General features: G+C 70.7%; 11 protein-coding genes. All 11 read right to left on the bottom strand.

Translation table 11 applies throughout. The features are described 5' to 3' along the window. On the bottom strand, positions 1-1,303 hold a 1,303-nt coding region (locus ABT336_RS24335; RefSeq protein WP_350899414.1), incomplete at its 3' end, for a YveK family protein. Beyond that, a complete protein-coding gene (locus ABT336_RS24340; RefSeq protein ID WP_350899415.1) occupies positions 1,296-1,847 on the bottom strand; it encodes an acyltransferase in 552 nt (183 codons plus the stop codon). The genes ABT336_RS24340 and ABT336_RS24335, both read right to left, overlap by 8 nt. A gap of 98 nt (positions 1,848-1,945) precedes the next feature. Beyond that, positions 1,946-3,880, bottom strand: coding sequence for a hypothetical protein (locus ABT336_RS24345; protein ID WP_502891256.1), 1,935 nt, complete (start codon positions 3,878-3,880; stop codon positions 1,946-1,948). Between the two features lie 205 nt (positions 3,881-4,085). Beyond that, entirely contained in the window at positions 4,086-5,825 is a 1,740-nt protein-coding gene (locus ABT336_RS24350; RefSeq protein ID WP_350899419.1) for a glycoside hydrolase, read from the bottom strand. A 91-nt stretch (positions 5,826-5,916) separates the two neighbouring features. Next, entirely contained in the window at positions 5,917-6,756 is an 840-nt protein-coding gene (locus ABT336_RS24355) for a shikimate dehydrogenase (RefSeq protein ID WP_350899420.1), read from the bottom strand. Then, entirely contained in the window at positions 6,756-7,970 is a 1,215-nt protein-coding gene (gene mltG / locus ABT336_RS24360; protein ID WP_350899422.1) for an endolytic transglycosylase MltG, read from the bottom strand. The genes ABT336_RS24355 and mltG overlap by 1 nt, the downstream gene beginning before the upstream one ends. Beyond that, complete coding sequence (gene ruvX / locus ABT336_RS24365; protein ID WP_350899424.1) at positions 7,967-8,416, bottom strand: Holliday junction resolvase RuvX; 450 nt, start codon at positions 8,414-8,416, stop codon at positions 7,967-7,969. The genes mltG and ruvX overlap by 4 nt, the downstream gene beginning before the upstream one ends. An 85-nt stretch (positions 8,417-8,501) precedes the next feature. Further along, on the bottom strand, positions 8,502-11,180 hold the full coding sequence (gene alaS, locus ABT336_RS24370; RefSeq protein ID WP_350899426.1) for an alanine--tRNA ligase: 2,679 nt from the start codon (positions 11,178-11,180) through the stop codon (positions 8,502-8,504). Beyond that, complete coding sequence (locus tag ABT336_RS24375) at positions 11,177-11,482, bottom strand: hypothetical protein (protein ID WP_350899428.1); 306 nt, start codon at positions 11,480-11,482, stop codon at positions 11,177-11,179. The genes alaS and ABT336_RS24375 overlap by 4 nt, the downstream gene beginning before the upstream one ends. Beyond that, on the bottom strand, positions 11,479-11,973 hold the full coding sequence (locus ABT336_RS24380) for a DUF948 domain-containing protein (protein ID WP_350899430.1): 495 nt from the start codon (positions 11,971-11,973) through the stop codon (positions 11,479-11,481). Before ABT336_RS24380 ends, ABT336_RS24375 begins: the two co-directional genes overlap by 4 nt. A 159-nt stretch (positions 11,974-12,132) precedes the next feature. After that, positions 12,133-12,741: a hypothetical protein gene (locus ABT336_RS24385; RefSeq protein ID WP_350899431.1), complete on the bottom strand. Its 609-nt coding sequence runs from the start codon at positions 12,739-12,741 to the stop codon at positions 12,133-12,135. Positions 12,742-13,005: the final 264 nt, after the last annotated feature.

Raw genomic sequence — 13,005 nt, forward strand, 5'->3', positions numbered from 1 at the left:
GCGACCCGGCGGCCCGCTGCGCCTTGCCGGAGGTCACGGCGGGGATCGTCGCGGTCGGGGCGTTGCTCGACCTGACCACCTGCCCGGCCGGCTTGGGCACCGCCATCCGGGACCGCCCCTGGGCGGGCGCGCTCTCGGTCTCCGTGGCACCGCCGGAGCGGTCCAGCGGCAGCCGGGTCCGGCCGGCGAGGACCGCCTCCCGGAGTCGGCCGGCCCGTCCGCTGTCGTCGGCGAGGAAGACCGGCCGACCGTCGGCGGCCAGCGCCACCGCCAGTCCGGCGGAGATGACAGTCGGATCCTCCCTGGCGGTCAGCACCACCACCCGGGCAGGTGACCGGACCTGGGCGGCGATCGCCATGGCGACGTAGCGCACGTCGGCGTCGACGGGCTGGTTGCGCCCGGGCACCCGACGGCGGCGGATGGTGCCCAGCAGCGGCAGCCCGGTGACGTCCCGACCGTCGGCGACCGAGCGGATCCGCCGGTCCACGGACTCCCACCCGTACGCCGACACCACGCCGAGCAGACCGCCGCCGAGCAGACCGGCCAGGAGCAGGAGCAGCTGGTTGCCGCTGCGGGCGGCCAGCCCCAACTCGGCGCTCTGCGTCACCCAACCCGGGTTGACGTCGACCGCCGCGATCTCGCTGCGGGCCCCGCTGAGCTGGGCGAGTTGGTTGTTGATGCCGGACAGCTCACTGACCGTCGCGTCGGAGGGACGGCCCTGCCCGTTGTCGATGCGGCGTTGGAGTGCCCGCTGCTGGACGGTGACCTTCTCGATGTTCTCGTCGTAGGAGCGCAGCATCTCGGTGCGCTGCTGCTCGTACATCTCCCGCCGGACGTCCAGGTAGGAACGGGCGGCGAGGTTCACCGAGTCGACGGACTCGTCGGCGGTGGGCGCCCGGTAGACGAACCGCAGGATCTGCCCGCCGGTGGGGATCTCCACCTCCAGGGCGTCGCGGACCTCCCGGGGGCTCTTGTCGATCGAGTCGGCGATCCGGCTGATCACGTCGGTGCCGGTGGCGATACCGCTCTCCACGTTCATGTTCACCGCCCGGTCCGGGCTCGACCCGCTCGGGCTGAACGCGTCGGTCACCACCGGCCGGACCGCCACCACCGCGTTGGCGGTCACGGCGGTCGGCGACAGCAGGACGAAGGTCAGCGCGGCGAGGAGACCGGCTGCGGCGAGACCGGAGACCAGGCGGACCCGGTGCAGCGGAATCCGCAGCAGGTCGGTGATGGTGACGGTACGGTCGGGCTGGCCGGTGGGGCGGTCGGCCGACCATCCGGGCGAGGTGGACTCAGTCATGGAACTTCTTCACCGTCTGTTGAGGGTTGCCGACGACGACCACTCGGGGGGGCACGTCGGACCGGACCACCGTACCGGCGCCCACGACGCTGTCGTCACCGATGTGCACTCCCTTGAGGACGAGCGCGTGGGTGCCGATCCAGACGTTGTCCCCCACCACGATCGGGCCCTCGGTCTGGGGACCGGCCGGTTCGTGGCGAAGCTGCGGTGGCAGGTTGTGGAAGTCGCTGTCCAACATCTCGCAGTTGGACAGCAGGCAGCGATCCCCCACCGTCACCGACACCCAACTGCCGATCCAGGTGGCGTTGAGCAGGCAGTCGGCACCCACCCGCACCTCGCCCGGCCCGGCGAAGCGGACCAGCTTGTTGATCCGGGTCCGGTCGCCGATGGTGACCCGGACCCCTCGGCGCATCCGGATCCGCCCACGGATCTCCACGTCCCGCCCCAGGGTCAACCGGGGGTATCGCAACCGGTACCAGCTCCGTCGTAGCGCGAACACCGCGCGCAGCACGGCTCCTCTGCGCCGTCGAGCCTCCCCGGTCACCGCACCCTCCCCAACTCGTGGCAGGGCCGGCGACGAGACTGCGTCGCCGGCCCCCCGGTGGTTCAACTTACCGAGAAAAAGTCACGATCGGTGACTTCTCATTGCACAGAGAAGAACATCGCCGGCTGCGACCAGGTCAGACCGGTCGACGGGGTGGCGACGACGGTGGCTGTCGAACCCGTCACCACCTGGGCGGTGGTGGGGTCGAACGGCACCGTGCGCAGCGTACCGTCGGTGGCCCCGTAGACGATCTTGCCAGCCACCCAGGCCATCCCCCGCACCGACGACCAGGTCATTCCGGTGGTCGGGGCGGTGAACTCGGTGGCACCCAGGTAGTTGCCGTCCGGCTCGAAGTACCTGTAGTACAACGCGTTCGCACCGGTACGGGTGTAGTAGAGCCGACCGTCGACGAAGAACGCCCCGGTCAACGCGCCGACGTTGTACCACGCGTTGTAGCCGGAGGCCTCCCACGAGGCGCCGATGGTGGTGCCGTTGTAGAGCGAGATGTCCAACCGGCTCCCGGTGGTGGTGCCGGAGACCGCACGCGACCAGTAGATCCGGTCACTGACCTGCCAGGTGGCACCGGCACCGGTCCAGTTGGGCTGGCTGACGGTGGCCGGGGTGCCGAGGGTGGAGCCGTCGAACGGAACCTTCGCCAGTACGCCGTCGGCGGTACGCAGGTGCAGGTTGCCGGTGGCGGCGGTGGACGGGTTGCGCGGGGTCACGGTCCGACCGCCGGCCAGCGGGAACATGCCGAGCCGACCGTGGTACTCGTTGCCCATGCCGTCGGAGTTGTGACCGAAGTAGAGCCCGTCCGAGCCCCGCCAGATCACCGGGACCGACGAGCCCCAGTTGCTCGCACCGGACGGCAGCGCCGACCCACCGGCCCGACGCGGGTTCCAGTTCAACGGCATCCCGTTCGCCGGGTTGACAGCGCCGATCCCGAGCCGGTCGACAGCGCCGTTACCGGCCCGGTCACTGGCGTTGGGGTTGTTCAGCCACCGGAAGTGCCCACCGAGGTAGACCACCCCGTCGGCCACCTCCACCGAGGTGATCGTGTCGTTGCCGGTGTAGTTGACCCAGGTGGCGACCTGGCCGGTGCCCCGCTCGGCGGTCTCGAACCGGACCAGGGCGTCGCAGTACGCCGCCGGCCAACCCGAACCGCCGTTGGTCCCGACCACGAACCAGCTGCTGTCGGCACCGAAGCGAACATCCTGCACGTAGTGCACGAAGGTCTCCGGCGCCCCGCACGGGGCCACGAACTTCTCCGAGCTCCAGTCGATCACGCTGGGCGTCCCGGTCAGGTCGACAAGCGCGATCTGGTTGCGGGGCAGCCCGTTGAGGAGCGTGAAGTTCCCACCCACGACGAGGGTGTTCCCGTCGGGCGACACGTCGATCGTCCAGACGTAGGACGAGGTGTCGTGACGTCCGACGGTGGCGTTGACGTCGAAGGTGGAGTCGATCTCACCGGTGGCCGCGTCGATCCGGGCCAACCCACTGTGGGCGGTGCCGTTGAGCCAGTTGAACGCGCCCGCCACGTAGAGGTCGTCGCCGTGCAGGACCAGGTCCCGCACGGTGCCGCCGTCGGACCGGCCGACCCAACTGTCGACGATCGCACCGGTGCTCGGGTCGAGGGCGACGAGATTCCGGCGGGCCACCCCGTTGACGTTGCGGAACGTACCACCGACGATCACCGTCCCACCGGGACCGGCGACCAGGGCGTTCACCGCACCGTCGAGCACCGGCAGGAAGGTCGTCGAGATCTGCCCGGTGGTCCGGTCGTAGGCGAACAGGTAGCGCTGGGTGGTCCAGGCCGCAGTGGCGGTGCGGCGGATCTGGGTGAAGCTGCCACCCACGAAGACCGTGTTGCCGACCTGGGCGAACGCGCGGGTCTCCCCGTCGCGGGCGTGCGGCGTCTGGTCCGCGGGGTCGGCAGAGACCAGTGTGGCGGGTGCCGGGACCGGCACGACGGCGGCAGCGGCCGGACCGGGTACGGCGGCTACCGCCGCGACTCCGACGGCCAGGGTGAGCAGCGCCGCGGAGACGCGTCGAGATCCGGCGTTTCGCCGGCGAAACGAGGGAGGGTGCACGCTGGACTCCAACTGAGGGAGAGAAGGATCCCCGGTAGCGTCCCTCGTGTGGAGCGAAAAAGGAAATCCGCCGATTGGGCGGTCGGCGAATCCGGTTACCGACACCGGGGCGAACGGTCATGATCCGCCCGCCCCCGGTGCCGTTCGGTCAGCGCGGTTTCACGGTCGGCGTCGGCTGGCGCAGGTAGCTGTCCCGGCCCGCCTGGGCGAAGCCGGCCACCGCCGAGGCGTTGTGGTTCATCGTCATGTCGCAGTCACCGGCCTTGCGGGTCATACCGGCCGAGTTGAAGTAGATCGCCGCCTTGATCTTCGGGTGCGCCTTGAGCGCCGCCGGGAACTCCTCGAACCACCGGCGCTTCGCGTTCGGGTCGCCCGGGTGCAGGTTCGTGCCGAACTCGGCGAGCATCCTCGGCTTGCCCACGCCGAGACGGTGCTCGTCCAGCCAGCGGTAGAAGCCGCCCACCGTGTCGTGCGGGCTCTTCCACACGGTGCTGCCGTTGCAGACATGGAAGTTGTACGGGTCGTAGCCCACCCAGTCGACGTACCGGTCACCGGGGTAGAGGCCGGCGTACCTGTCGTAGTGGCCGGACCAGCCCATCATCACCCACACCCAGACGGCGTTGTTCGCACCGGCCGCCTCGAAGCGGTCGTGGACGTACCGCCAGGCCCTGACGAAGTCGGCGTCGCTGCCCTTGGCCGGCTCGTCCTCCGGCTCGTGGTCGAAGCCCATGAACACCGGGCTCCCGACGGCCCGGATCCGACCCGCCACCGCGTCGATCGTCCCATCGTGTCGACCACTGTAGACGTCCGCCCAGGTCAGCACCGTACCCGAGGAGAAGATCCGGGACTCCCAGGCGAAGAAGGGGATCCGGCCCTCACGCATCTGCTCCTGCTGGTACGCGTCGGGGAACGCACCGTTGCTGCCCACGTTGGAGAAGTCGTGATAGCGGTGCACCACGTCGAACCGCCGACCGACCTGGTCCTCCACGTCGGTGACCGCCTTGCCGTGGTCCCAGCCGGTGGCCGCCGACGCCGGGGAGTACATCCCCCACCAGGCGCCGCAGGAGGGCACCAGCAGATCCGACACCGTCCCACACCGACCGGAGCCACTGTCGGGGGTCTTGGTGGGCGGAGGCGGGGCGGTCGTCGCGGGTACGGGCGACGGGGTGCGCGACGGTGACAGCGAGGGCTCGACAGAGGGGCTCGGGGCCGCCGGGGTGGGCGGGGTGGTCGGGGCGGCGCTCGGGGTCGGGGAGGCCGACGGCGTACCCGTGCCGACGTCGTAGCTGATCAGCAGACGCGGGTGCAGTCCGGGATCCCGGTTCTCCCGGGACGCCCAGTACAGCCGGGTGTCCAACCCCGACTGGGCCAACGCCACGGTCCAGTCGCCGTTGCCCCGGACCAGGTCGGAGACGTCCCACTCGTTGAAGCCCTTGACCACCGTGGACACCCGGTCCAGCGCCGCACCGAGCTGCTCCGGGGCCGGGCGTCGTGCGGTGGCGTCCACATCGGAGGCGTACGCGGTGACGGTGGCCGTCGCGTCCCGCCAGGTGTGCACCCGGAGGGTGGCCCGAAGGTTGACAGCCGTGGCCGGGACCCCGCTGACGGTGAACCCGACGATCGCGTCCCGGGAGCCGAACCGGTTCCCGTCGCACGGGGCCGGGCAGGTCGCCAGGGTCGTCTTGGTGGCGTTGTCGCCGTCCTGCGGCACCGTCGTGGCGGTGGTGTCGGCGACCGCCACCACTGCGGCGGCTGCGTCGTCGGCCAGCAGCGGCATCATGGTGGCCACGAGGCCGGCCACCACGCCGACACTGAGGACACCGAAAACGGTGGCCCTGCGCCGCGACCCGGCGTACCGGGTGAGGCGGTGAACTCCGCGCCTGGTCACGAGAACACTCCCTGTGTCGACAGTGGTACGAAGTGCAGCCTAGCCAGGAGCGGGCGTCGACATCAGTAGCTCAAGGCCGCGTAAGCGCGTCTTAACTCACAGTTAAGGCTCGACGGGCGGCGGCCAGTGCCGCACCCATCGCCGCCACCGGGGCGGTCACCCCGGTGAACTGCTCGAACTGCCCGACGGCCTGGGCGAGGAGGAGATCCAGCCCGGAGACGATCCGGCACCCGGCCGCCTCGGCGGCGGCGGCCAGCGGGGTCGGCCACGGGTCGTAGAGGGCGTCGAAGCAGACCGCCCCGGTGCGCCAGGGCAGGACGGTGGCGAGCGGATCCACCACTCCCTTCGGCACCGTGGAGACCAGCACGTCGACGTCGGTGTGCCGGGCGGCCGCGTCCCACCCGGCCCCGACCACTGTCAGCCCGAGCGCATCGGCGACCGGCCGGAGTTCGTCGATCGCCGACCTCCGGCGGGCCACCACAGTCACCGCCGTCGCCCCGAGACGGGCCGCCGCTGCCAGGGCCGCCCGTGCGGTACCCCCCGCACCGAGGACGGTCACCGTGGCACCCGGGGTCACCCCCGCTGCGACGAGCACCTCGACCATCCCCGCGACGTCGGTGTTGTCGGCGTACCAGGAGCCGTCGGGTCGGCGTACCAGAGTGTTCGCGGCACCGACGGCGGCGGCGACCGGCGAGGACTCGTCGGCCACCGCGAGCGCCGCCTCCTTGCCCGGCATGGTCACCGACAACCCGGCCCACTCCGGGCCGAGGCCGGCGACCAGGCCGGCGACCTCGGCCTCGGCACACTCGATCCGGGTGTACGACCAGCCGGTCAACCCGGCCGCCGCGTACCCGGCGTTGTGGATCACCGGGGAGAGGGAGTGGGCGATCGGCTTGCCGATCACCGCCGCCCGGCGCTGGGGGGCGACCATCAGAGAACCCCGGCCTCCCTGGCCTTCGCCTCGTTCTTCAGCTGTTCCTGGTACGTCTCGGCGAAGGCCGAGTTGCCCTCCTTGTCGATGGCCACGAAGAAGTACCACTTGCCCTCCGGGGGATCCATCGCCCCTTCGAGAGCTTCCTTGCCCGGATTGTTGATCGGGGTGGGCACCAGGCCCTTGAGCTTGCGGTTGTACGGGTTCTTCGGGTTGTCGAGGTCGGACTGGGTCATCTGGGCGGAGGTCTTGCCCTGCTGCCCGATCGACTCGAAGTAGTAGTTGACGGTGACGTCCATCTCCAGGCAGTTGCAGGGGAAGTCCCCGTACACCCGGTTGTAGGCGACCCGTGCCACCTTGCCGAGGTCCTCCTTCGTGCCCGCCTCGGCCTGGGCCAGAGACGCCACGATCAGAGCCTCGTACGGGCTGATCCCGCCACGCTCCTGCTGCACCCGGTCGGCGAAGTCCAGCTCGCCGGTGACGGTGAGGAAGTGGTCGACCATCGTCTGGAGGATCGACTCGGCGGAGGCCTTCGGCGGCAGCTCGTAGGTGTCGGGGAAGAGGAAACCCTCGATCGACCTGTCGACCTTCTTGCCGTCGGAGCGCTTGAACCACCACTCCGGGACGCCGAGCGCCTCCGGGTCCTTCGCCGCCTCCTCGAACTCCTTGACCGGAATCTTGGTCTGGTCGGAGAGGAGCTTGAAGATGCCCTTGGCGGTCCGCCCCTCGGGGACGGTGAGCCCGTTGACGATCCGGTTCTTCAGGTCGAGCAGGGCGGTGACGGCGCTCTCGCCGCTCATCTCCTTGCGGACCTTGTACGTCCCCGGTTGGATGTTCGTGCTGCGGGAGTTGCTCGCCGCAGCGTTGACGAACGCCTTCGGGCTCTTGACCACACCGGCCTCGTGCAGGGCGTTCGCCATGTCGGCGATCAACGCTCCCTGCTTGATCTCGACGGTCACCTCGGCGGTGCCGGCGCCGTCGTAGTCGGGGGTGGTGAAGTAGTTCGACACCCGGTCGAAGCCGTAGAACGCGCCTCCGCCGATACCACCGAGGAGCAGCAGCGCCACCAGCCCGGCGATGACGGTCTTGCCCGCCCCGCCCGACTTGCGCTTGCCCCTGCCGGTGCTCTTGCGTCTTTCGACGAAGCCACGCCGGTGCCGGCCCTTCTCCCCCTTTTCCTGCTCATCGAACCCGAGGTCCAGATCGTCGATCATGAAGTCCGCCTCCGCTGCGCGTCCAGCCAGCTCTGCAGAATCTCGACCGCGGCGGCCTGGTCGACCACCGCACGTTGGCGCTTACCACGCACGCCACGCTCAGACAGCCTACGAGAAGCGACCACGGTCGACATCCTCTCGTCGGTCAGCGCCACCGGAACGGGTGCCAGCACATCGGCCAGGCGTTGCGCGTACGCCTTGACGTGCACCGCAGCCGGTCCGTGCTTCCCGGCGAGGTTGATCGGCAACCCGATCACCACTTCCACCGCCTCCACCTCGCTGACCAGGCGTTTCAGCTCTGCCATGTCGGTCGGGACGGCGTCGGGCTCAGCGGTGAGGTCACGCGCCAGGGTCGCCACCGGGGTGGCGAGCACCCCGTGCGGGTCGGATCGGGACACCCCGACCCGCACCTGACCGACGTCCACACCCAGTCGTACCCCGATCACGCTTCGGCTCCCCCACGACACGTCGACCCGGACCACACGAGCGGAGATCCACTCGTGCACCCCGGGTCGACGGCAGTTGACCAGATCACGTGTCCGCGATCGCCTTCTCGACGGTGAGCAGCAGGTTCGGGGCCTCCGCAGCCGGCAGGCCGCCGCCCTGGGCCAGGTCGGGGCTACCCCCGCCACGGCCGGAGAAGGCCGCCTTGACCAGGGTGTTCGCCGCCAGGCCACGGGAGCGGGCCGCCCCGTTCACGGCCACCACCAGGGATGCCTTGCCGCCGGCACGGGCCGCCACGGCCACCACCGCCGGTCGGGCCGCGTCGATCCGACCCCGGATCTCCTGTGCCAGGGTCCGCACGTCGTTGCCGGCCGCCCCCTCGGGCGCCTCGGTGCCGACGTACGCCACCCCCCGGACGTCGCGGGCCTGCCCGGCCAGGGCCGCCGCCCCGCCGAGGACCAGCTGGGCCCGGAGCTTCTCCAGCTCCTTCTCGGCGTCCCGCAACTGGGTGACCGTCTGCTCGACCCGGTCGGCGACCTGGTCGCCGGGCACCCGGAACAGCTCGGCCAGCCGCGCCACCAGCAGGTGCTCGCGGGCCAGGAACCCGAACGCGTCCATCCCGACGAGCGCCTCGATCCGGCGCACCCCGGAACCGACGGACGCCTCGGAGAGGATCTTCACCAGGCCGAGCTGGGCGGAACGGGACACGTGGGTGCCCCCGCACAGCTCCCGGGCGTAGTCACCGACCTCGACGACCCGGACCCGCTCGCCGTACTTCTCGCCGAAGAGCGCCATCGCACCGATCCGGCGGGCCTCCTCCTGCGTGGTGACGAAGGCGTGCACCTCCAGGTCGGCCTGGAGCACCTCGTTGACCTGCTGCTCCACGTCGGTCAGGACGCTCGGCGACACCCCGGTCGGGGTGTTGAAGTCGAACCGGAGCCGACCCGGGGCGTTCAACGAACCGGCCTGGGTCGCCGACTCACCGAGGAAGTTGCGCATGGTCTGGTGCACCAGGTGCGTCGCCGTGTGCGACCGGGAGATCGCCCGTCGCCGGGTCACGTCGATCTCGGCGTACCCGGCCTCACCGGCACGGACCTCGCCCCGGACCACCCGGGCCCGGTGCACGACCAGCCCCGGCACCGGCTGCTGCACGTCGAAGACCTCGACCTGCCCGCCCCCGATGGTGATCAACCCCTGGTCGGGCTGCTGACCGCCGCCCTCGGCGTAGAACGGGGTGGTGTCGAGCACCAGCTCGACCGTCTCCCCCTCGCCCGCCGCGGCGACCTCGCCGCCACCGGAGAGCAGCGCCCGGACCCGGGACTCCCGGGTCAGCTCGGTGTAGCCGGTGAACTCCACCGGGCCGCCGGTGTCCAGCACCGTCCGGTACGCCGACAGGTCGGTGTGCCCGGTCTTGCGGGCCGCCGCGTCGGCCTTCGCCCGGGACCGCTGGTCGGCCATCAGCCGACGGAAGCCCTCGGCGTCCACCTGGAGCCCCTGCTCGGCCGCGATCTCCAGGGTCAGGTCGATCGGGAAGCCGTAGGTGTCGTGCAGCTGGAACGCCTGGTCCCCGCTGATCGCCGCCTTCCCCGCCGACTTGGTCTGGGTGATGGCGGTGTCCAGGATCGTCGTCCCCGCGCGCAACGTCGACAGGAACGCGTCCTCCTCCGCGTACGCGTACTGCGAGATCCGGTCGAACTCGACCGCCACCTCCGGGTACGACGGGGACATGCAGTCCCGCGCCACCGGCAGCAACTCGGGCAGGGCCCGGTCCTGCCAACCCAGCAGCCGCATCGCCCGGATCGCCCGCCGCATGATCCGGCGCAGGACGTATCCGCGCCCCTCGTTGCTCGGGGTGACCCCGTCGCCGATCAGCATCAGGGCGGTCCGGACGTGGTCGGCGATCACCCGCAGCCGGACGTCGTCCGGGTGCGACTCGGCGGCCACCTGGCCGGAGTTCGCGCCGTACCGCTTGCCGGTCAGCTCGGCGGCCCGGGCCAGGATGGGCCGGACCTCGTCGATCTCGTACAGGTTGTCGACGCCCTGCAGGATGGAGGCGATCCGCTCCAGCCCCATCCCGGTGTCGATGTTCTTCCTGGGCAGGTCACCGACGATCCGGAAGGTCTCCTTGTCGACCACGTCGGTGATCTCGTGCTGCATGAACACGAGGTTCCAGAACTCCAGGTACCGGTCCTCGTCGACCTCGGGTCCACCCTCACGGCCGTACGCCGGACCCCTGTCGTAGAACATCTCCGAGCAGGGACCCCCGGGACCGGGGATCCCCATCGACCAGTAGTTGTCCTTGTTCCCCCGGCGGACGATCCGCTCCGCCGGCACCCCGGTGTCCCGCCAGATCTGGTACGCCTCGTCGTCGTCGAGGTAGACCGTCGGCCAGATCCGCTCCGGGTCGAGGCCGAAGCCGCCCTCGGCGACCGGCTTCGTCGACAGCTCCCAGGCGAGCGGGATCGCCCCCGCCTTGAAGTAGTCCCCGAAGGAGAAGTTCCCGTTCATCTGGAAGAACGTGCCGTGCCGACTGGTCTTGCCGACCTCGTCGATGTCCGGCGTACGGATGCACTTCTGCACACTCGTCGCCCGGGCCCACGGCGGCGTCTGCTGACCGAGGAAGTACGGCACGAACTGCACCATGCCGGCGTTGATGAACAACAGGTTCGGATCACTGATCGCGGGCAGCGGAGCAGACGGGACCACGGCATGTCCATGGGCCTCGAAGTGCGCCAGGAACCGCCGCTTGATCTCCGCCGTCTTCATCGTGGGTACTCCTCGGGAAAGATCCTGTCGTCCCCGATCCGCGGGTCCTCCCGCAGCTCGGCGAACTGGTCGTCGAACGCCTCACCCCGGGCGAACGCCTCGTGGATCTCCTGCTCGCGTTCGGCCATCCCGATCCGGACGTCCTCCACGAAGCTACGCAGCGACTCGACCAGGTTGCCAGCGGATTCCGACAACCCACTGGCGATACCCGCCGGGGTGTAGGCCTGCGCGGTCTGGGTGGCCTTGCGGACCACCAGGACCCCTACGGCCACCCCGATGCCCAGCCAGAACAGCCGCTTCATGCCTGCTCACCCGCGCCCCGGCCACCGGAGTTCCGGTTCGCCCGCTTGGCGGCCCGCCGCTGCTGCTTGATGGTGTCGCGCACCTCACGCTCGTTCTCGGCGTGCCGGCGGGCGGAGGCGGCCCGTCGGACCCCGAACCCGAAGGCAGCCACCTTGACCAGCGGGTTCGCGGCGGCGGCGGAGACCACCGTGGCAAGGTTCGCCACGTTGGCGGTGACGTTCTGGGCGTGACTGGTCATGGTGTCGACCTTCGCCAGCTGCAGGTTGACCCCGTCCAGGGAGGTCTGCACCTGCTCCAGGGCGGTGTTCACGTTGCGGACGGTGAGGTTGACGTCGCTCAGCAGCGGGCTGGTCTGCTCGTTGAGATCAGTGATCATCCTGGTCGCGGCGTCCACGGTGTGCCGCAACCGCAGGATCGGCACTGCCAGCACGATCACCAACATCAGGAACGCGCCGGCTGCGACCAGGGCAGCGGCCTGTCCAAAGTCCACGCATGTCCTCCTCAGACAGAATTGTCGAGCCTCGACGCCGCGCCGGGTGCACGACCGGTACAGGCACCGTCACCGGTCGCGACCGCGCAGGCCCCACGGGGCCGGTGGGACCAAGCGTCCCACCAGCCCCAGACCCTACCGTCAGTGATGAATGCCCGCTCACGACGGTGAGGGGGTCAGCTCTCCGAGGGGGTCGTCGGTCAGGGTCGGGAACGGGTCCTCACCGGTCAGTGAGGGATCCGTGCTCGGCAGCGGGCGGGTCCGGTCGTCGTCGATCGCGTTGCGCACCTTCAACGTCACCGAGGCCCCGGAGCACTCGGCCGGCGGCTCCTCCCCGGGCTCCGGAACGGGCACGATCGCCGGTTCGCCGTCCACCGGCGGTGGCACGCAGGTCGGGACGCGTACCCAGAGGTCGAGGGTGAGTTCGTCGCGCCGCCAGCACGTGTACGTCCCCTTCTCCTCCTGGTCCGGGCAGCGGTCCACCTCCCACCGACGCCAACCGTCGCGGAGCAGGGCCTGCTCGTAGACCTGGGCGGTCTCCTCCGGTGGGCGCTCGGAGTCGGCGGTGCGTTCCCGCAGTCGGCAGTCGAGCAGGCACCAGCGGCTCCCGCTGACGTCGTCGACGGTCTGCGTCGCCGCCCACCCCGGCACGTCGAGCGCGTCGAGCGTGTCGAAGACCGGGTCGTCGGTGAGCGCCCGCGCGCCGAAGTACGCCGGCAACGCCCCGAGCATGACCACGATCACCGAGGTCAGCACGGCCAACCGCAACCTCCGCCGGCTCGGCGAACGCCGTCGGGGTTCGGTGCGCTCGTCGGCGTCGTCGGGGTCGGCCCCGCTCCCCTCGGGGTCGCCCCGGTGGACGGGATCCCCGGACGGTCCGTCGCCCGCCGGCAGGTCGCCCGGACCGGTGTCGCGGTCGGGACCGGGCCGGGGGTCCGGGCGGGCCGGCCCGGCGTCGGGGCCGCCCGGCCGAGGTCCGGCCGGTCCGGGAACCGCCACGGTAGCGGCGGCCCGGGCCGTACCCGTCGCCGG

Source organism: Micromonospora sp. NPDC000207, assembly GCF_040300925.1.
GTDB lineage: Bacteria > Actinomycetota > Actinomycetes > Mycobacteriales > Micromonosporaceae > Micromonospora.